Genomic DNA, 17,719 nt, shown 5'->3' with positions numbered 1-17,719 from the left:
TGACCCCTGATAGCCTTGTTGCTATGGTCCGGCAACCGGGCTGCGGCCCTGGACGGGGAAGACGGAATAGATGAGCAAATTCGCCGGTATGGGGGCAGGTCCCGGGATCGGGGTCGGGGCGGCGCTAGTGGCGGCTGCGGTGGCGCTTGGGGTGTATCTGTCGGGCGGCAATTCCTCGGCACCCGCGCCAGAGGTGCCGCGGGTGCAGGCGCCGGTGGCTCCCGAGACGACCGCAAATGCGCCCGCCGCGCCGCAGCGGGCCGAGGAGGCCGCGCCGGAACAGGCCGCGCCCCCCCCCGCTGCGCCCGCTGCGCCGAAGAGTGCCGTTGCGCCTGCGCCGGAGCAAGACAGCGCGCAGGACACCGCGCAGGAACAGGCGGTGCCGCCGCCTGATCCGCCCGCGCTGGATACGTTCCGGCTCGATCCGGGCGGGCAGATGCTGGTGGCCGGGCGCGCGGTGCCGGGGGGCCGGGTGGCGGTGACCGTGGATGATGCGCGCCTTGGCACGACAGAGGCGGATGGCGCGGGCAAGTTCGTGGCCTTTCTCGATCTGCCGCCCAGCGATGCGGTGCGGGTGCTCGGGCTGGAATTGCTGCTCGAGGATGGCCGCGTGATCCGCTCACCCGACGAGGTGTTGATCGCGCCGACACCGGTTCCGGACCCGCAGCCCGAGGCCGTTGCCGAGGCGGTGGCACAGCCCGAGGCCGAGGCAGAGGCAGAGACCGAGACCGGGGGCGGGGCGTCGCAGGAGGTGGCGGCAGACGTGCCCGATCCTGCCGCGCCCGAGTTGGCCACGAGCGCGCCTGCCGCCCCCGAGGCCCCCGCCACCATTCCCGACACGGTGCCGCCCGCCGAGGCCGGGACGGCGGTCGCGCAACCCGCGCCGACCACCCCCGCGCCCTCTGCCCCCACGGTGCTGTTGTCGGATGCTTCGGGCGTGCGCGTGTTGCAGGCCCCTGCCGGGCCGGGGCCGCAGGTGATGTCGCAGGTGGCGCTTGACGCGATCAGCTATTCCGAGGCGGGCGAGGTGCAGCTTGCGGGCCGCGCGAGCAATGCAGATGCCCGCGTGCGCATCTATCTCGACAATCGCGCGATCACGACCGCGCCGGTGGATGCAAGCGGCGCGTGGCGCAGCGCGCTGCCGGAGGTGGATACCGGCATCTACACGCTGCGGGTGGACGAGGTGGATGCAGGCGGCGCGGTGGTTTCGCGGGTCGAGACCCCGTTCAAGCGCGAGGATGTCGCGATACTCGCCCCGCAGGACTCCCCGCAAGGCGGCACGACAGACGGCCCGCCGCGCCCGCCCCGCATGTCGGTGGTGACGGTGCAACCCGGCTCGACGCTCTGGGCGATCTCGCGCGAGACCTATGGCGAGGGGGTGCTTTACGTGCGCGTCTTCGAGGCCAATCGCGACCGCATCCGCGACCCCGACCTGATCTATCCCGGCCAGGTGTTCGAACTGCCGCAATAGGGCGTTCCGGGCCGGTTTCGGGGGCGTGCGCGCAGCAGGCTACGCCCTTGATGCCGCGCAAGGGGGCTGCGCCGTCACTGGCGGCTCACCACCAACAGCGCCCCCTCAGCCCCGCGCGCCAAGCCCCATCTGCATCAGCGTCTTGCGCACCGGGGCCAGCGAATATATCGCGCCCAGCGCCTGTGCGCGCGCGTCGCGCAAGGGCTGCGCGCGCATCATCGAGGCGCGGTTCAAGAGGTCGATGCCAGCCACGCGTGCGCGCACCTCCCAATGCCTGCGGCGGTGATAGGTCTCAAGCATCGCGCGGTCGCCCAGCCGGTCGGGCGCGGCCTCGGCCAGCTCCAGCAGCACGCGCATATCGCCCAGCGACATGTTCAGCCCTTGCGCCCCGATGGGCGGCACGACATGTGCCGCCTCGGCCACGAGCGCCACGCGCTCGGCATACATCCGCTCGGCCACCTGACTGATGATCGGCCAGGTGGTCCGGCGCGAGGCGAGCGTGAGCGGGCCGAAAAGCAGGCACGAGCGGGTGTTCATCTCCGCCTCGAAATCGGCCACCGGCAGCGCGGCAAGGCGGGCCACCTCGGGCCCTTCCTCCATCCAGACCACGGCAGAGGACGGCCGCCCCTCGAAATCGGGCAGCGGCACCAGCGTGAACGGCCCGCCCGAGCGGTGGATCTCGGTCGAGACGTTGTGGTGCGGGATCGGGTGCGTCACGGCAAAGGCCAGCGCCTTTTGCCCGTAACGCGTTGTTTTCACGGCAACACCCGCCGCCTCGCGAATCGGTGAATTGCGGCCATCGGCGGCGATCACCAGCCGCGCGTGCACGCGCGTGCCGTCCGACAGCCCGACGCGCGCCTCGCGCTCGCGGGTAAACAGCGTCGTGGTGCCGGTGCCGGGGCGGAATCTGACCGAGGGCAAGGTTTCGAGATGCGCCACCATCTCGCGTCGCAAGAGCCAGTTGGGCAGGTTCCAGCCGAACGGCTTGTCGGAAATGTCGGCGGCGTCGAATTCGCGAGCGATACGCGGCTCGGGCACCTCGCCACCGGCATCGACCACGCGCATGATCTGCAAGGGCGCGGCATGGGGGGCCAGACGCTCCCACAGCCCAGCGCGCGCCAAGAGCGCCTGCGCGGGTTGCAGAAAGGCGGTGGTGCGCAGGTCCGATCCTTCGGCATCGCGCGCGGTCACCGGCGGCGCGGGATCGACGCAGATGACCGAGAACCCGGCCTGCCCGAACACCGCCGCCGCCGTCAGACCCGCAACACCCCCGCCCGAGATCACGATATCGACGTTTTCGCCCACCATATGCCCGCCTTTCGTGCAGCGCGGCCTCAGCCGCGCGAAATCAACAGAAGCGCCGCCCAGATCACCGGCACCAGCGCCAGTGCCGGGATATAAAGCCCCGGAATCCCCCAGATCGCAACGCTTGTCGCCCAGCCTGCGACAAAGACGGCGAGGCTCAGGAAGATGCGCAACACCGTGGCGCGTTCGCCCTCGACGGGGGCGTCGCTGGGGGCGTGGGTGTCGGTCAGGCTCATCGGGTGGTCCTTTTGCAATAGATGATTGTGAGGCTCAGATATGGGGCGCGCGCGCCCGGTGCAAAGGGACGTGTCGCCGCAGGCGTCAGACCAGCCGCGCGAGAAAGCCCGCCAGATCGTCGGTATGGTGGTGGATATGCGGGGCCTCGACAGGCGCGGGCGCGACATGCACGGTGCGCATCCCCATCGCGTGCGGCGCGGCAAGGTTGCGCGGATCATCCTCAAACATCGCCGCGCGTCCGGCCTCGGAGCCGTCGCGCGTCAGCACGGCGGCAAAGGCATCGGCCTCGGGCTTGGGGCGATAGCCTGCGTGCTCGACCCCGTAGATGGCATCGAAGAGGCCCTTCAGCCCGCGCGCCGCGACCACGCGCGCCGCATAATCGCCCGAGCCGTTGGTATAGACGATCTTGCGCCCCGGCAGGGCGCGGATCGCGCCCGCAAGCGCCGGGTCCGGCTCCAGGTGGTCGAGCGAAATATCGTGGACCGCGTGCAGATAGGGGCCGGGATCGAGATCGTGGCACCGCATCAGCCCGGCCAGCGTGGTGCCATGCTCGCGCCAATAGGCGTGGCGCAGGCGGTCGGCCTCAACGCGGTCCAGGCGCAGCGCCTCCATGACATAAGAGGTCATGCGCGCCTCGATCTGATCGAAGAGCCGCGCCTGCGGCGGGTAGAGCGTGTTATCGAGGTCAAAAACCCATGTCGTGACATGGGTGAAATGCTGTCTGGCCATGCCGCTCGCGTATCCGACACGGCGGCAAAGCGCAATCGCCCGCCCTTGATCACCCGGTCAAAGCGCGTAAGGTGCTGCACCATCGGGATAAAGGACCGCGCAAAGATGAAACCGCCAAGCACTGACGCCTATTCGCTGATCCTCGATGCCATCGATTCGGGCGTGTTCAAGCCCGGTGATCGCCTCGTGGAGAGCGACCTGGCCGAGCGCTTCGGCGTGTCGCGCACGCCCATCCGCGAGGCGCTCCAGCGGCTTGAGACGCAATCCATGCTGACGCGCGACGGGCGCAGCCTGATCGTGGCCTCGCTCGATTACAACCAGCTTTCAGAGCTTTATACCGTGCGCGCCGAGCTTGAGGGGCTGGCCGCGCGCCTTGCCGCGATGCACGCGACGCCCGAGGAAATGCGCGTGCTGCGCGACATGGTCGAGGATGACCGCGCGCTTTTGCACCGCCCCAAGGATCTTGCCCGCGCCAACCGGCGGTTTCACAAGCAGATCCACCTGACCTCGCATAACCGCTTTCTTGTGCAGCAGCTTGATCTCGTGCATCGCTCGATGGCGCTTCTGGCGACCACGTCGCTGGCCGCCGAGGGGCGCGGCGAGGATGCGCTGGCCGAACACGATGCCATCGTCACCGCCATAGAGACCCGCGACGGCGACGCCGCCGCGAAGGCGCTCCGCGATCATATCTCAAAGGCCTTCGTGACCCGGCTCAAGCTTGATTCCGGCGAGATCAAGACCACCGTCTGAGCGCCGCTTCCCGGCGGCGGCCACCGACAGGCCATGCGCCGTCTTGTCCCAGAAAAACGGTTTGAAAATCAATTCATAAAGCGCCTTGTAGGCGGCCACCGCCGCCAGCGGGGCATAGAAATGCATGGTCGGTGTCCAGCGCATCAGGTGGCGGTGCTGCGGCCCCGAGACGGCCTGTGCATGGATGCAGATATTGATCGCCTCCACCGTGAGAAAGAGCACGCCAATGGTCGCCATCGTGCCGCGCGTCATCACCGGATCAAGCGGATGCGGCAGCCCCAGCAGCACCAGCCAGAAGGACCACAGCACCGGCGCGAGCAGAACCTGGCTCACCGCCGAGACGAAATGCGCCTGAAACCCCCAGAACTGTCGTGGCCCAAGCTGCGCATAGAGCCTGCGGGGCGCGCGCATATGCACAAGCCATGTGGTCATGTAGCCCTTGAGCCAGCGCGAGCGTTGCTTGACCCAGGGCCAGGCGCGGCAATTGGCCTCCTCACCGGTGACGGTACCGATCATCTCGGTGCGCCAGCCGTGGCGCGCGAGGCGAAAGCCCAGATCGGCATCCTCGGTCACGTTATGCGCGTCCCAGCCGCCCAGTTCCTCGAGCACGTCGCGGCGCATGTAGAGCGTGGTGCCACCCAGCGGCAGCGCGAGGCCGAGCCGCGCCATGCCCGGCAGGATCGTGCGAAACCATGTGGCGTATTCGATGGTAAAGCACCGCGCCAGCCAGTTCTGGCGCGGGTTGTAGAAATCGAGCACCCCTTGCAGGCAGGCCAGATCGCGCGGCGCGCTCTGGAAACGGCGGGCCACCTGGGTGATCTGGTCCGGCTCGGGCGCATCTTCGGCGTCGAAAATGCCGATGATCTCGCCCTGGCAGAAATCGAGCGCGTAATTCATCGCGCGCGGCTTGGTCCGGGGCTGGCCGTCGGGCACCACCACGGGCCGGATCCAGGGGGGCAGGTCGATGCTGGCGAGGGTCTCTTGGGTGAGCTTGTCCTCTTCCTCCAGCACCAGGATCACGTCGAGCAGGCATTTGGGATAGGTCAGCCGCGAGAGCCGCGCCACCAGCGCATGCGCGATCTCGGTCTCGCGAAAGAGCGGCACGAGGATCGAGACGCGCGGCAGCGGTATGTCGGGCAGGGGGGCGGGGATCGGGTGGGCGTCGCGCATGGCGGCGAGAAAGGCCGCCGTCTTGAGCCCCGCCGCCACCAACAGCGTCAGCACCGCCCAGAGCGCCAGCGTGCCGAACACCATGACGGGAAAGGCGATGCACAGCGCCACGATCACCACCAGCGCCGCCGCGGTCGCGCGCAGACGTGTGCCGGTTTGTGCATCCCAAGTGCGGCAGCTTTCGCTTTCGGGCGTGCGCGCGGCGGCCATGTCGCGCAAGGCGTCGCGGTGCAGCCCTGCCACCCGGTCCTGTATCGCCGCGCGCGGCGCGACGAGCCGGTTCGCGGCGGCCAGATCAGGGGGCAGCGCGGCGCGCAGCGCGCCAATCGGCTCTGATCCGTCACTGATGATGCGGGGTTGGCCGTCGCTGTCGCGCAGCACCACCGCGCCATGTTTGAGCAGCAGGCGCGGATCAAGCCCCGTCTCGACCGGCGGCATCTCGGCCAGCGCGCCCCCGTCGAGCCGCCGCCCGGCGATGCGCCGTGCATGGGCGGCGAGCAGGTCATCCTCCTGCGCCAGCCCCTCGGCCATCAGGATCCGGTCGAGCGAGGTATCGCAGCGCCGCTGCACTAGGCCCGCCAGCGTGGCATCGGCATCGCTTATGACGCCCCGGCGCACAAGATCGCGCCCCAGCTGACCGGCGGGTGGGCGAGCCGCCGGCCCCCGGCGGCCAAACCCGCCCTGACGCAACTCGGAAATGCCCATGCCCGCTCTCCGCTGCTTGTCCCGTTGGGCCGAGGGTAGCGGGCGGAGGGTTAACGAACTTTTAACAAGCGGTTAACGCCGCTGGAAAAATCCGTCGAAAGCACGGCTTACCCGGCCATCGAGGCCGCGAAACGCTCGAAAAGGTAAAAGCTGTCTTGCGGGCCGGGGCTGGCCTCGGGGTGGTGCTGCACCGAGAAGACCGGCCGATTCCTGAGGCGGATGCCGCAATTGGAGCCGTCAAAAAGCGAGACATGCGTCTCGATCACGCCCTCGGGCAGGCTCTGGCCATCGACGGCAAAGCCGTGGTTCATCGAGGTGATCTCGACCTTGCCGGTCTCCATATCCTTGACCGGATGGTTGGCACCGTGATGGCCGTGGTTCATCTTGACCGTCTTGCCACCAAGCGCGAGCGCCAGCATCTGGTGCCCGAGGCAGATGCCGAAAAGCGGCAGGCCGCTTTCGAGCACGCCGCGGATCATCGGCACCGCATAGGCGCCCGTCGCCTCCGGATCGCCGGGGCCATTGGACAGGAACACGCCGTCGGGGGAATGGGCCAGCACATCCTCGGCGGTCGCGGTGGCGGGCAGAACCGTCACCTCGCAGCCCGCGCTCGCCAGGCAGCGCAGGATGTTGCGCTTGGCCCCATAATCGACCGCCACCACCTTGTGGCGCGCCTCGGCCTGGCGCGCATAGCCCTCGGGCCAGGCCCAGCGCATCTCGTCCCAGGCGTAGGATTGCGTGCAGGAGACCTCGCGGGCGAGGTCCATCCCCTCCAGCCCGGCAAAGCCGCGCGCCTTCGCCACCAGCGCGCCCACGTCGAAATTGCCCGAAGGGTCATGCGCCAGCGCGACATGCGGCGCGCCCTGCTGCCGGATTGCCCGCGTGAGCCGCCGCGTATCCACGCCCCCGATGGCGATGCGCCCGCGCCGTGCCAGCCATGTCGAGAGATGCTCCTCGGCGCGCCAGTTCGATGGCTCGGTCGGGTCCCACTTGACAACCATCCCCGCCGCCACCGGCGCAAGCGTCTCGTCATCCTCGGCATTCACGCCGGTATTGCCGATATGCGGAAAGGTAAAGGTGACGACCTGCCCGGCATAGGACGGATCGGTCATGATCTCCTGATAGCCGGTCATCGCGGTGTTGAAACACAGCTCCGCCACCGTCTCGCCCACCGCCCCGAAGCCGTGGCCGTAAAAGAGCGAGCCATCGGCCAGCGCAAGGCAGGCGGTCGGGCGGGGGCGTGTCGCATGGGCCATCGTGGCGGTCTCCGGACTCGGGGTAAATCGGCGCATAACTAGGCCCAGCCCCTGCCGGGGTCAACCCGGCAGATGAACCGGGCAGGGTGGTTGTCACGCCGGTGCCCTGCCGTTAAGATCGGGGGCTGGAAACGGTCACGGGGATGGACCAGATGGACTTACGCGACCGGATCGCTCAGGCGCTGAAGCAGGCGATGAAGGACAGGGAGCAGGCGCGCCTGGCGACCCTGAGGCTTATCAATGCGGCGATCAAGGATCAGGAGATTGCCGCGCGCGGATCGGATGACGCGCCCGCGCTTGGCGATACCGAGATACGGGCGATCCTTGCCAAGATGGTCAAGCAGCGCAATGAGAGCGTGCGCGCCTACGAGGAGGGGGGGCGCGTCGATCTGGCCGAACGCGAACGCGCCGAGATCGCGGTGATCGAGGACTTCCTGCCGCGCCAGTTGACCGCGGAGGAGATCAAGGCCGCCATCGACCGCGCGATTGCCGATGTCGGGGCCAGTTCGATCAGAGACATGGGCAAGATCATGGGCAAGCTCAAGGAGCGCCATGCCGGACAGATGGATTTCGGCACGGTGGGCCCGCAGGTCAAGGACCGGCTTGGGTAGCGCGATACGTGATTGGGCGCGGCTGGTTTTGGCGGATGGTATCTGACAGGTCTTGCCCGATGATGATCCGGCCATGCGGTTCGGTGGGGAAAGCGTCGGGATTGGCCTGAAGCGGACGTTCAAGGCAAAGCCCCCTTGCGCGGAATAGAGGCGTGCCCCGCACGCCGCCGCGCAGCGCCCGACCGCCCCGTCGCACCAAAGGTGCGCCGCTTATAGTTGGCACGCCTTTGGCGTGACGGGCGGGCGCTTTTGCAACCTATATCACCCGCGCAATCGTTGCAGTATTTGGCCGCCATAAGGCGCGCCCCACAAGCGTTGCAGCGCCCACCCGCGGTCGGGCACCGCGCGGCTCATCTCTGAAACCGTCAACGTCCCCTCGAGGCCCTGAGCGTTCCCCCGCACGGAATTTGGCCATTTCTGTCAGGTGTCGACCATCGGCGAGCACCGGTGGTCAATCCTTGAGCGGGGGATGCCCCAAAAATCAACAACCCTCTACCAAAAAGGCCCCGGCACGATGCCGGGGCCTTTTCATTGATTGCGGGCGGATGCCTCAGTGGGCCGGGGCCTTGTCCCAGTCCTCGCGCTTGGGGAGCGTCTCGAACGTGTGCTCCGGCGGCGGCGAGGGCAGGGTCCATTCCAGCGTGTCGGCGTATTCGTTCCACGGGTTCGCCTCGGTCACGCGGGCCCCGCGGAACAGCGAATAGAACACCACGCCAAAGAAGAACACGAAGCTGGCAAACGAGATGAACGCCCCCACCGACGACCACCAGTTCCAGACCGCAAAGGCCTCGGGGTAGTCGATATAGCGGCGCGGCATGCCTTGGCGGCCAAGGAAGTGCTGCGGGAAGAAGGTGAGGTTCGCGCCGATGAACATCGCCCAGAAATGCAGCTTGCCCATCCATTCGGGGATCATCCGCCCGGTCATCTTGGGGAAGTAGAAATAGATGCCGGCAAAGATCGCGAACACCGCGCCGAGGCTCATCACGTAGTGGAAATGCGCGATCACGTAATAGGTTTCGTGATAGGCACGATCCACCGCCGCCTGGCTGAGCACGACGCCGGTGACGCCGCCCACGGTGAACAGGAACAGGAAGCCGAACGCCCAGAGCATCGGCGTCTTGAACTCCACCGAGCCGCCCCACATGGTGGCGATCCACGAAAACACCTTTACCCCGGTCGGCACCGCGATCACCATCGTGGCCAGCATGAAATAGCTCTGCTGCGTCAGGCTCAGGCCGACCGTATACATATGATGCGCCCACACGACGAAGCCCAGGAAGCCGATGGCGATCATCGCCCAGACCATCGGCAGATAGCCGAAAATAGGCTTGCGCGCGAAGGTGGCGATCACATGGCTGATGATGCCAAAGCCGGGCAGGATGATGATATAGACCTCGGGGTGACCGAAGAACCACAGGATATGCTGATAAAGCACCGGATCGCCGCCGCCTGCCGGGTCAAAGAAGGTGGTGCCGAAATTGCGGTCGGTGAGCAGCATGGTGATCGCCCCCGCCAGCACCGGCAGCGACAGCAGGATGAGCCATGCGGTGACAAAGATCGACCACGAGAAGAGCGGCACCTTGAACAGCGTCATGCCCGGTGCGCGCATGTTGAGGAACGTGGTGATCATGTTGATCGCGCCAAGGATCGAGGATGCGCCCGAGACGTGCACGGCAAAGATCGCGAGATCCATCGACATGCCGCCCTCGTTCACCGACAGCGGCGGGTAGAGCACCCAGCCCACGCCCGAGCCAAGCTGCCCGTTGCCGCCCGGTGACAGAAGCGAGGCGACGCCCAGCGAGGTGCCCGCGACATACAGCCAGAACGAGAGGTTGTTCATGCGCGGGAACGCCATGTCGGGCGCGCCGATCTGGAGCGGCATGAAATAGTTTCCGAAACCGCCGAAGAGCGCCGGAATCACGACAAAGAACATCATCAGCACGCCGTGATAGGTAATCAGCACGTTCCACAGATGCCCGTTGGGGGTGCAGTCGGCAACGTCGGAGGCGATAAAGCGCGCGCCTTCAAGGCACATGTATTGCACGCCCGGCTCCATCAGTTCCATCCGCATATAGACGGTGAACATGACGGAAATCAGCCCGACCACCGCCGAGGTGACCAGGTAGAGGATGCCGATATCCTTGTGGTTCGTGGACATGAACCAGCGGGTGAAAAAGCCGCGCTGATCCTCGTGCTCGTGGCCGTGAATGGCTGCGTCCGCCATTGGGTGCCTCCTGTTGACAATTCCGGAAGGGACGCAGGCACATGCCTCACATCCCCGTTATCATGCTCGTTTTAGAGCCTCGCGCGCGGGCGGGCAATGCGCGAAATTGACGTAGGTCAATGAATCTTGTCGCACCCTGATGCGGTTGCGGACGCAAGACCCGCGTCATCCTCGGGCTTGGCCCGCGCTCAGCCCTTTGCCTCAAAGACTGCCGAGAGGCGCGCGGCCTCCTCGGCAAGGCCGTAAGGCGGGTTGACCACGAAAAGGCCCGAGCCGGTCATGCGGTGGCCCTCGCGGGCGGCGGCAAAGCCCACTTCGTGGCGCAGCCCGTCCGGGAAGGCCGCCCCGAGCGCATCGAGCATGGGGCCATGCGCGCCCGATACCAGGATCGGATACCACAGCACCAGGATACCAACATTCCACTTGCGGTGCAGCCGCGCGAAATGGCCGGGGATGCTGTCGTAATCGGCCTTCACCTCGTAGCTCGGATCGACCAGCAGCACCCCCCGGCGCGGCATCGGCGGGCAGGTGGCATGGGCCATCGCAAACCCGTCCTCGCGGCGGATACGGGCAGGGAAGGGGGCAAGCGCCGTCGTCAGCGCCGCGTGCTCGCCGTGGTGCAATTCGGCGAGGTGGAGCCGGTCGCCGGGCCGTAGCGCCTGCGCGGCGATAAGCGGAGAGCCGGGATAGGCAGAGGGGCCGTGGGTGGCGCGGGTCGCATCGAGGCAGCGGCGATAGGGGTGATCCGCCGCCAACGCCTGTTCCAGCCGCCCGATCCCCGCCGCCGCCTCGCCGGTGCGCTGCGCGGCGGGATCGCCCAGATCATACAGCCCGCGCCCGGCATGGGTCTCGATATAGCTGAGCGGCTTGGGCTTGGCGGTCAGATAGGCCAGCATCCAGCCCAGCACCGCGTGCTTGTGAACATCCGCCGCGTTGCCGGCGTGGTAATGATGCTGATAGCTGAGCATTACCTCAGGTATCAGGGGCGGCGGGGATGCGAAAGGGGCACCTTGCCGGGACATATCGCGAAGCAAGGACCGTCATCCCTTGCGCCGCCCCGGCGTTGACTCAGCGCCCGGCGGCGTAAAGCGCAAGCAGGTCGCAGGCGAGCGTCGCCGCCGCCAGCGCGGTAATCTCCGAAATGTCATAGGCCGGGGCCACCTCGACCACATCCATCCCCCGGAGCGCGACGCCCTCCAGCCCGCGCAGGATTTCCTGCGCCTGAAAGGTGGTCAGCCCGCCAATGACCGGCGTGCCGGTGCCCGGTGCCATCGACGGGTCGAGCGCGTCGATGTCAAAGGTCAGGTAGCACGGCCTGTCGCCCACGATCTCGCGCACGCGGCCCGCAATCGCGCGGGGATCTGACAGATGCACCTCGCGCGCGTCGATCACATGCACGCCTAATGGATCGGGGTTATGGGTGCGGATGCCCACCTGCACCGAATGCTCGGGCACCACCAGCCCCTCGCGCAGCGCGTGCCAGAGCATCGTGCCATGGTCGATGCGGCCCGGCTCATCCTCCCATGTGTCGGAATGGGCGTCGATCTGGATCAGGGCCAGGGGCCCGTGCTTTTCGGCATGGGCCTTCAGCAGCGGCCAGGTGATGAAGTGATCGCCCCCCAGCGTGAGCAGCGCCGTATCGGTCGCGAGCACGTCGCGTGCCGCTTGCGCGATGGCCTCGGGGATCGCCGCCGGGTAGCCATGATCGAAGAACAAATCGCCATAATCCACCACGGCGAGTTGCTCGAACGGGTCAAAGGCCCAGGGCCAGGGGGCCGACCACGCGATATGCGCCGACGCCGCGCGCACCGCGCGGGGGCCAAGCCGCGCGCCCGACCGGCCCGACACCGACATATCGAACGGCACGCCCATCACCGCCACATCCGCCCCGCCCAGATCACGGGTGAAGCGGCGGCGCATGAAACTGAGCGCCCCGGCATAGGCCGGTTCGGCGATGCTGCCGCGCAGATCGGCCCGCGTGAAGGCCAGATCCGAGGCCGTGGGGTTGATGCTGGTGCTGTCCTTATCGGTCATGATGTGCCTGTTCAAACTGTCATTCGCCGCGAGACTGCCCGCAGTCGTGCGGGGTGTAAACCGGGGCGGGGGCCGCGGCCCCGCCCCCGGCAGACCGCGCTATACCTTCTCTTGCGTGTGGCGGCGCAGTTCCGCGCGCGCCACCTGTCGGCGGTGAACCGCATCCGGCCCATCGGCCAGCCGCAGCGTGCGCAGATGCGTCCACATCGCCGACAGCGGCACGTCCTGCGAAATACCCTGCGCGCCGAACATCTGCACCGCCTCGTCCACCACCCGGAGCGCCACGCGCGGGGCCACCACCTTGACCTGATGAATCCACGGCGCGGCGGCGCGCGCATCGCCCTGATCCATCATCCACGCCGCCCGCAGGCACAAAAGCCGCGCCTGCTCGATCTCCATCCGGGCCTCGGCGATGATGTCGTAATTCGCCCCCAGATGTGCCAGCGGCTTGCCGAAGGCCTCGCGCGCAAGGCTGCGGCGGCACATCAGCCCCAGCGCCGCCTCGGCCATGCCGATGGCCCTCATGCAGTGGTGGATGCGCCCCGGCCCAAGCCGCCCCTGCGCGATCTCGAACCCGCGCCCCTCGCCCAGAAGGATATTCTCCACCGGCACCCGCACGCCCGAGAAGCGGATATGCATATGGCCATGCGGCGCATCGTCATGGCCGTAGACCTCCATCGCGCGCAGCTTTTCGATACCGGGCGTGTCGGCGGGCACCACGATCATGGAATGGCGCTGATGCTTGGGCAGGTCATCGCCGCCGGTTTTTACCATCACGATATAGACCGCGCAGCGCGGATCGCCCGCGCCGGTGGCCCACCATTTCTCGCCGTTCAGAACGTAGTGATCGCCGTCGCGCACGCAGGACATGGCGATATTGGTGGCGTCGGAACTGGCCACGTCCGGCTCGGTCATGAGGTAAGCCGAACGGATATCGCCCGCGAGCAGCGGCTTCAGCCAGCGGTCCTTCATCGCCGCGCTGCCATAGCGGTGAAACACCTCCATATTGCCGGTATCGGGCGCGTTGCAGTTGAAAATCTCAGGCGCAAGCGGGCTCTTGCCCAGTTCCTCGGCGAAATAGGCATATTCGACCGTCGAGAGGCCAAAGCCCTCATCCCCCTCGGTCAGCCAGAAATTCCACAGCCCCTCGGCCTTGGCCCGCGCCTTCAGCCCGTCAAGGATCTCGGCCTGCCGGGGCGTGAACTGCCAGCGGTCACCCTTGTCCACCTCGGCGTGGAATTCCGGCTCCAGGGGCGCGATCTCGTCGCGCACCATCGCCGCCACCCGCTCCAGCAGCGCCCGCATCGCGGGGCGCATCCCCAGGTTCATCTCCATGTCACCGGTCCCTTTCCCAGATCACCGCGCCGAGAACGGCGCGCGCAGTGATGCAGAGGATGGCGGCGGAAGGTGCGCAAATGCAACCCGATAAAGCGGGGCGATTCACTTCGCCGAGTCCCTTCAAAACCGCGCTGATGTTCTGGTGCTTGAACTCGACCGATCCCTCGGAGCGACCGTTCAGAACGGGCAGCAGCGCACGTCGATGCTCGGCCTTGTTGTAGGGCCGCCCGGCGATATCGTCGGCCAGCATCGCGAAGTAATCCGCGACGATCAGGTCGTTCTCTTCATCCGTCCAAGGCCCGTTCGACATTCCGCCAGGCTAAGGTCGGGAAGTCCGTTTGTCATCAACGCTTTCCGGGCTTGGCCCCGGCAAATTACCGCAACCGCTACGCGCCATTCGGCCAGCTCACCCACCGCCTGCGCCTACCGTCCGTTGTGGCTCTGTTCCCCTCGAAAGCGATTGACATAAGGCACGAAGTTTTGGCAGGGTTGAAACTCATGCCATTGAAAAGGCTATACAAATTCCAACCGAACCGAATTTTTCGAGGTTCGCCCGAACAGAGACAAAACGCCGTTCAGAGCCCGAAACGGGCCTGTCGCGCAGTCTCAGAGGTTCGCATGGGAGAGGCAAACCCCTTTGAAAACACGACGATTCCCGCGCCGCGATGGGTGCCTGTGTGTGTTCGAAGCAGGTATGATGGCGGAGACGATGGGATTCGAACCCACGAGACCCTTCCGGGCCTACTCCCTTAGCAGGGGAGCGCCTTCGACCACTCGGCCACGTCTCCGCCGACGCGTATAGCCGGGCAATCCCCTGCATTACAAGGCGAAAATTCAAAAACTTGGCCAGCGTCCCGCGACGGCCCCAAATGCTTGAAATGGCATGGAAAGGAACGCCGCGGAACCAGAAATGGGAAGGATTTGGTCATTTCCCCTATCCGCTAAAGTGCCTTCGGCAGCGCGGTGAGCGAGTCCCTGCAAATGTTGTCATCTGCGCCGCTCGTCTTCTGCACTCCTTTTTCCGTTTTGATGAAGTGAACCGATCTCCTGGATACAAAGGAGATTGACCTATGAAATCGCAAGGCCCTCGCGACAATGATCAACGTCTTTCAGCTGGCTTTAGCATGCCATCTGACGGCGCTTCAAAGAAAGGTACCACTGCTCAAAGCCGAAGCGCGGCAGAAACGCGTGAGATCGCTCGTGCGCTTGCACAGTATCCGATCCCAGAGTTTACGAAGAAGAATATTTCAAGACGGTGGTCCGTCGGTGCTGACACGGTTCGGCGCTTGTTGCGGGACTTTGGCCTCAATCCCGGAAAAACGCGCGACCTCACCGTCCCGCTCACCGATCTACTCGCTGTCGAAGGCGTAAACGACCCCCTGAAGACCTGGGCACTCTGCTCGGATGACGAGCGGCTGGTCCTGCTCGCGGACCTCCTCACGCCAGAGAGCAAGCGTGAGGACGACAATCGCTTGTCCAAGTTGCACTTGGGCACTTATCGGCGGCACGCCCGCGAAGGGCGCCTCGTCTCCATACGCATCGGTAAACAGCACCGGTTCCGGCGTGATCTGGCATCCGCGCTTTACCGGCACGAGATGCTCCGGAGCAAACAGAAATGACACCGCTCCAGGAAAGAGATTTGGTGTTTATGACGCGAAAAGTGCGATCCACGCACTTTGTGCCGAACCACAACACGATGACACAAACGCCCTGTTGGACTTGGGTCAAGGGCCCAACAGGGCGTCCGTGTCAGACCTCTCCCCCAAACACCGATTTACGCACATTGCGCGTCATTGCGCACCCGCGCGCGCCCCCGGTCGGAAGGGCGGCGCGGATAGCGCAATTCCCCAAAATCTATCCCAAGGAAAAATCAAAATGACTGTCATGCATCATCCCAGCAACCTTAACCTTCGCGACACGGTCCAGATGGATCTCGCCACTGCGAAACTCCAATTTGCTGCAGGCGCATACGACGAATATTGGTCGAAGTCTCGGCGCCTCAAAATTCGGGGTTCGGTTAACAAAGCCCTCCAAGTATACAACGCTCTCGATATCGCGACTGCCGAGGAACTGATCCTCTGCGATCCGGATGAACCCAAGCGCATTTACGCAGGCATCCGACATACTGGGCGCATCCCGAAAGGCTGCGGTTTCAAATCTCTCCTTTCCGTGAAGACTTGGGCCAGCAATCTCTCGTCGTTCTTCGACATCGTCTCCGGGCGCCGGGCTATGGTCAATGCGTTTGCGAATTTGGATGATGATTGGACAGCCCTTATCGACCACATTGTTGGTCGCGTTGAAGGTCCAGTTCTTCTGAACACTTACGAGCGGCTTCCGCTCAATATCTTGGCACGGGAATGCCGTCTGCGCGGGCTGTCCTTGCGCAGCTTGAGCAGCCTCCAAATTGAAGGCTTTGCGCGTGACCTGCTACCCGGCGTCAAGGATGCTGTCCGGCGTGGGGCGCGTTGTTTGGATGCTCTGCGTTTAGATGACCGCGTACCCGATTGTCTTCTGCCGATTGCACCGATCGGCCCACTGCCGGCGCTGACATCTTCTAATAAGCGTGTAACACCCCCGATGCATCCGGACCTGGAGAAGATCCTCGACGATTACCTCGGGCAGCGACGTCGTGGCAAAGCGACCCTGGAATACGGGACAGAAACCCGGACAATAGAGAGAGATGCTATTAGTGATCACCGAGTAAAGAATATCTCGAATGCTGTGCGCTGGTACTGGCATGGCGCAGTGGTCTTGGGATTGGTTGCGCCAGACAAGCCCTTTAATCTCGAGACCTTTATGCGACCCGAGGTGCTGGCCGATGTCGTGGCGGTTTGCGCAGAGGGTGGGTTCGGCCCAGTCTGCCAGCCTGATGTCCGTCGTGCCTACGCAAAAATGGTGATCCAGTTTCTGAGTGACCTGCGTCCTGAGTATGGCGCCCAATGCCAGCCTTTGCTCTTCAAAGCGAAATCTTTGCGCCGCCGGACCGAGCATGAAAGTGCGAACGCAGCCTTCAAGCGCGAAACCTGTCTGCGCTTCATAAAAGACCAAACCTTTCAACGGCAGTTTTTCTCAATGCCGAAGGTTTTCTTTGATGAGGCGAAGCCCCTTATCGAACGTTTCGACGCCCTGAAAAACTCGGATGAGCCTGGCCTCAATAAAACCCAGCATCGCGCGCTCGATCTCGCCCTGATGGCCATGCACACAATTATAGCAACGCGGTTTCCGCTTCGTCTTGCAACGCGCCAGAAACTTCGCTCGGGAGGGGCCAGTCCGCATCTGGTACTTACCGAGCGCGGAAAAGGAAATAATGAGCTATCTATCCTGGTCCCGGGTCACATCGTCAAGAACGGCTTCTTTGTCGATGGCGTGCCTTTGCGAAAGACCAAAACGATGGATCCTTGGAAGATCAGCCGCTGGTATCTCAAGAAAGCGCATCCGCTGATCCTGAAGTACAAACCGACACATGCGAGATACAGGCAACCAAACGCTCTGTTCTGCGGCCTGCATGTTGAGACCCTACGGCGCATTTGGCGGACCTACACCTCTGAGATCGGGCTCAACGTGACGCCGCATATGTGCCGTCACATCGTTGCCAGCCATCTCTATGCCAATGGTGTACCGGTCTGTCAGATTGCCGTATTGCTTGGCGACAAGGAGAAAACCGTGCGGAATGCCTATATGTTCGTTGATCGATCACAAATGCTTCGGGACGTCACGGAGGCACAGGCAACCATTTTTCGGGGGCTTAGCGTATGACGAGCACAATACCCGCAGAGTGGCCAGTCGACTTTCAGCCGGCTCTTGAGACACGGCGAAAGACGGCCTCCAAGCCAATGCGCCAGCGCATCCTCCGCACTGTCCGAGCGTATTGCTCGTGGTCTCGGGACGA

At 65.0% G+C, this 17,719-nt stretch carries 14 protein-coding genes, 1 tRNA gene and 1 pseudogene; 5 read left to right on the top strand and 11 right to left on the bottom strand.

What is annotated here, in order from left to right; genetic code table 11:
- The first annotated feature begins 70 nt into the window (after positions 1-70).
- Positions 71-1,471, top strand: coding sequence for a LysM peptidoglycan-binding domain-containing protein (locus tag ABIE58_RS03250; protein ID WP_354543248.1), 1,401 nt, complete (start codon positions 71-73; stop codon positions 1,469-1,471).
- Positions 1,472-1,576: 105 nt separating this feature from the next.
- On the opposite strand, the gene ABIE58_RS03245 is transcribed toward ABIE58_RS03250, so the two are convergent.
- The 3 genes from ABIE58_RS03245 to ABIE58_RS03235 all read right to left on the bottom strand — a co-directional run bounded on the left by ABIE58_RS03245 (position 1,577) and on the right by ABIE58_RS03235 (position 3,742).
- The gene (locus ABIE58_RS03245) at positions 1,577-2,779 is read right to left on the bottom strand and encodes a UbiH/UbiF family hydroxylase (protein ID WP_354543247.1); all 1,203 of its coding nucleotides are present in this window, start codon (positions 2,777-2,779) and stop codon (positions 1,577-1,579) included.
- A gap of 26 nt (positions 2,780-2,805) precedes the next feature.
- Positions 2,806-3,012 carry a hypothetical protein gene (locus tag ABIE58_RS03240; RefSeq protein ID WP_354543246.1) on the bottom strand — a complete coding sequence of 69 codons (207 nt, stop codon included), beginning with the start codon at positions 3,010-3,012 and terminating at the stop codon, positions 2,806-2,808.
- A gap of 85 nt (positions 3,013-3,097) precedes the next feature.
- Entirely contained in the window at positions 3,098-3,742 is a 645-nt protein-coding gene (locus tag ABIE58_RS03235; RefSeq protein WP_354543245.1) for a pyrimidine 5'-nucleotidase, read from the bottom strand.
- A 105-nt stretch (positions 3,743-3,847) separates the two neighbouring features.
- Between ABIE58_RS03235 and ABIE58_RS03230 the strand changes: the two genes are divergently transcribed.
- The gene (locus tag ABIE58_RS03230) at positions 3,848-4,492 is read left to right on the top strand and encodes a GntR family transcriptional regulator (protein ID WP_354543244.1); all 645 of its coding nucleotides are present in this window, start codon (positions 3,848-3,850) and stop codon (positions 4,490-4,492) included.
- On the opposite strand, the gene ABIE58_RS03225 is transcribed toward ABIE58_RS03230, so the two are convergent.
- Positions 4,433-6,367 (bottom strand): glycosyltransferase, encoded by a 1,935-nt coding sequence (locus ABIE58_RS03225; protein WP_354543243.1) that lies wholly within the window; start codon positions 6,365-6,367, stop codon positions 4,433-4,435. The two genes, ABIE58_RS03230 and ABIE58_RS03225, sit on opposite strands and share 60 nt — an antisense overlap.
- Positions 6,368-6,474: 107 nt before the next feature.
- Entirely contained in the window at positions 6,475-7,623 is a 1,149-nt protein-coding gene (gene carA, locus ABIE58_RS03220) for a glutamine-hydrolyzing carbamoyl-phosphate synthase small subunit (RefSeq protein ID WP_354543242.1), read from the bottom strand.
- Positions 7,624-7,775: 152 nt separating this feature from the next.
- On the opposite strand from carA, the gene ABIE58_RS03215 reads away from it, so the two are divergent.
- Complete coding sequence (locus ABIE58_RS03215) at positions 7,776-8,234, top strand: GatB/YqeY domain-containing protein (protein WP_354543241.1); 459 nt, start codon at positions 7,776-7,778, stop codon at positions 8,232-8,234.
- A 550-nt stretch (positions 8,235-8,784) separates the two neighbouring features.
- Here the strand turns inward: ABIE58_RS03215 and ctaD are convergent.
- From ctaD to ABIE58_RS03185, 6 genes and pseudogenes are all read right to left on the bottom strand, one after another.
- On the bottom strand, positions 8,785-10,458 hold the full coding sequence (ctaD, locus tag ABIE58_RS03210) for a cytochrome c oxidase subunit I (protein WP_354543240.1): 1,674 nt from the start codon (positions 10,456-10,458) through the stop codon (positions 8,785-8,787).
- 188 nt (positions 10,459-10,646) lie between these two features.
- Entirely contained in the window at positions 10,647-11,426 is a 780-nt protein-coding gene (gene rlmJ, locus ABIE58_RS03205) for a 23S rRNA (adenine(2030)-N(6))-methyltransferase RlmJ (protein WP_354543239.1), read from the bottom strand.
- Positions 11,427-11,526: 100 nt separating this feature from the next.
- Entirely contained in the window at positions 11,527-12,492 is a 966-nt protein-coding gene (gene speB / locus ABIE58_RS03200; RefSeq protein ID WP_354543238.1) for an agmatinase, read from the bottom strand.
- A gap of 99 nt (positions 12,493-12,591) precedes the next feature.
- Entirely contained in the window at positions 12,592-13,827 is a 1,236-nt protein-coding gene (locus ABIE58_RS03195; RefSeq protein ID WP_354543237.1) for an acyl-CoA dehydrogenase family protein, read from the bottom strand.
- A gap of 109 nt (positions 13,828-13,936) precedes the next feature.
- Positions 13,937-14,140: pseudogene (locus ABIE58_RS03190) on the bottom strand (protein NO VEIN domain-containing protein); the annotation flags it as partial.
- 388 nt (positions 14,141-14,528) lie between these two features.
- Positions 14,529-14,618: transfer RNA gene (locus ABIE58_RS03185), tRNA-Ser, on the bottom strand.
- Between the two features lie 282 nt (positions 14,619-14,900).
- Between ABIE58_RS03185 and ABIE58_RS03180 the strand changes: the two genes are divergently transcribed.
- Both ABIE58_RS03180 and ABIE58_RS03175 read left to right on the top strand, forming a co-directional pair.
- Positions 14,901-15,449, top strand: coding sequence for a hypothetical protein (locus ABIE58_RS03180; RefSeq protein ID WP_354543236.1), 549 nt, complete (start codon positions 14,901-14,903; stop codon positions 15,447-15,449).
- 256 nt (positions 15,450-15,705) lie between these two features.
- Positions 15,706-17,586: a tyrosine-type recombinase/integrase gene (locus tag ABIE58_RS03175; protein ID WP_354543235.1), complete on the top strand. Its 1,881-nt coding sequence runs from the start codon at positions 15,706-15,708 to the stop codon at positions 17,584-17,586.
- The last annotated feature ends 133 nt before the right edge of the window (positions 17,587-17,719 follow it).

This window comes from Roseovarius sp. MBR-78, assembly GCF_040547535.1.
In the GTDB taxonomy this organism is placed as follows: domain Bacteria; phylum Pseudomonadota; class Alphaproteobacteria; order Rhodobacterales; family Rhodobacteraceae; genus Roseovarius.
The sequence above is the reverse complement of the archived record's forward strand: the minus strand, read 5'-3'. Positions and strand labels throughout refer to the sequence as shown.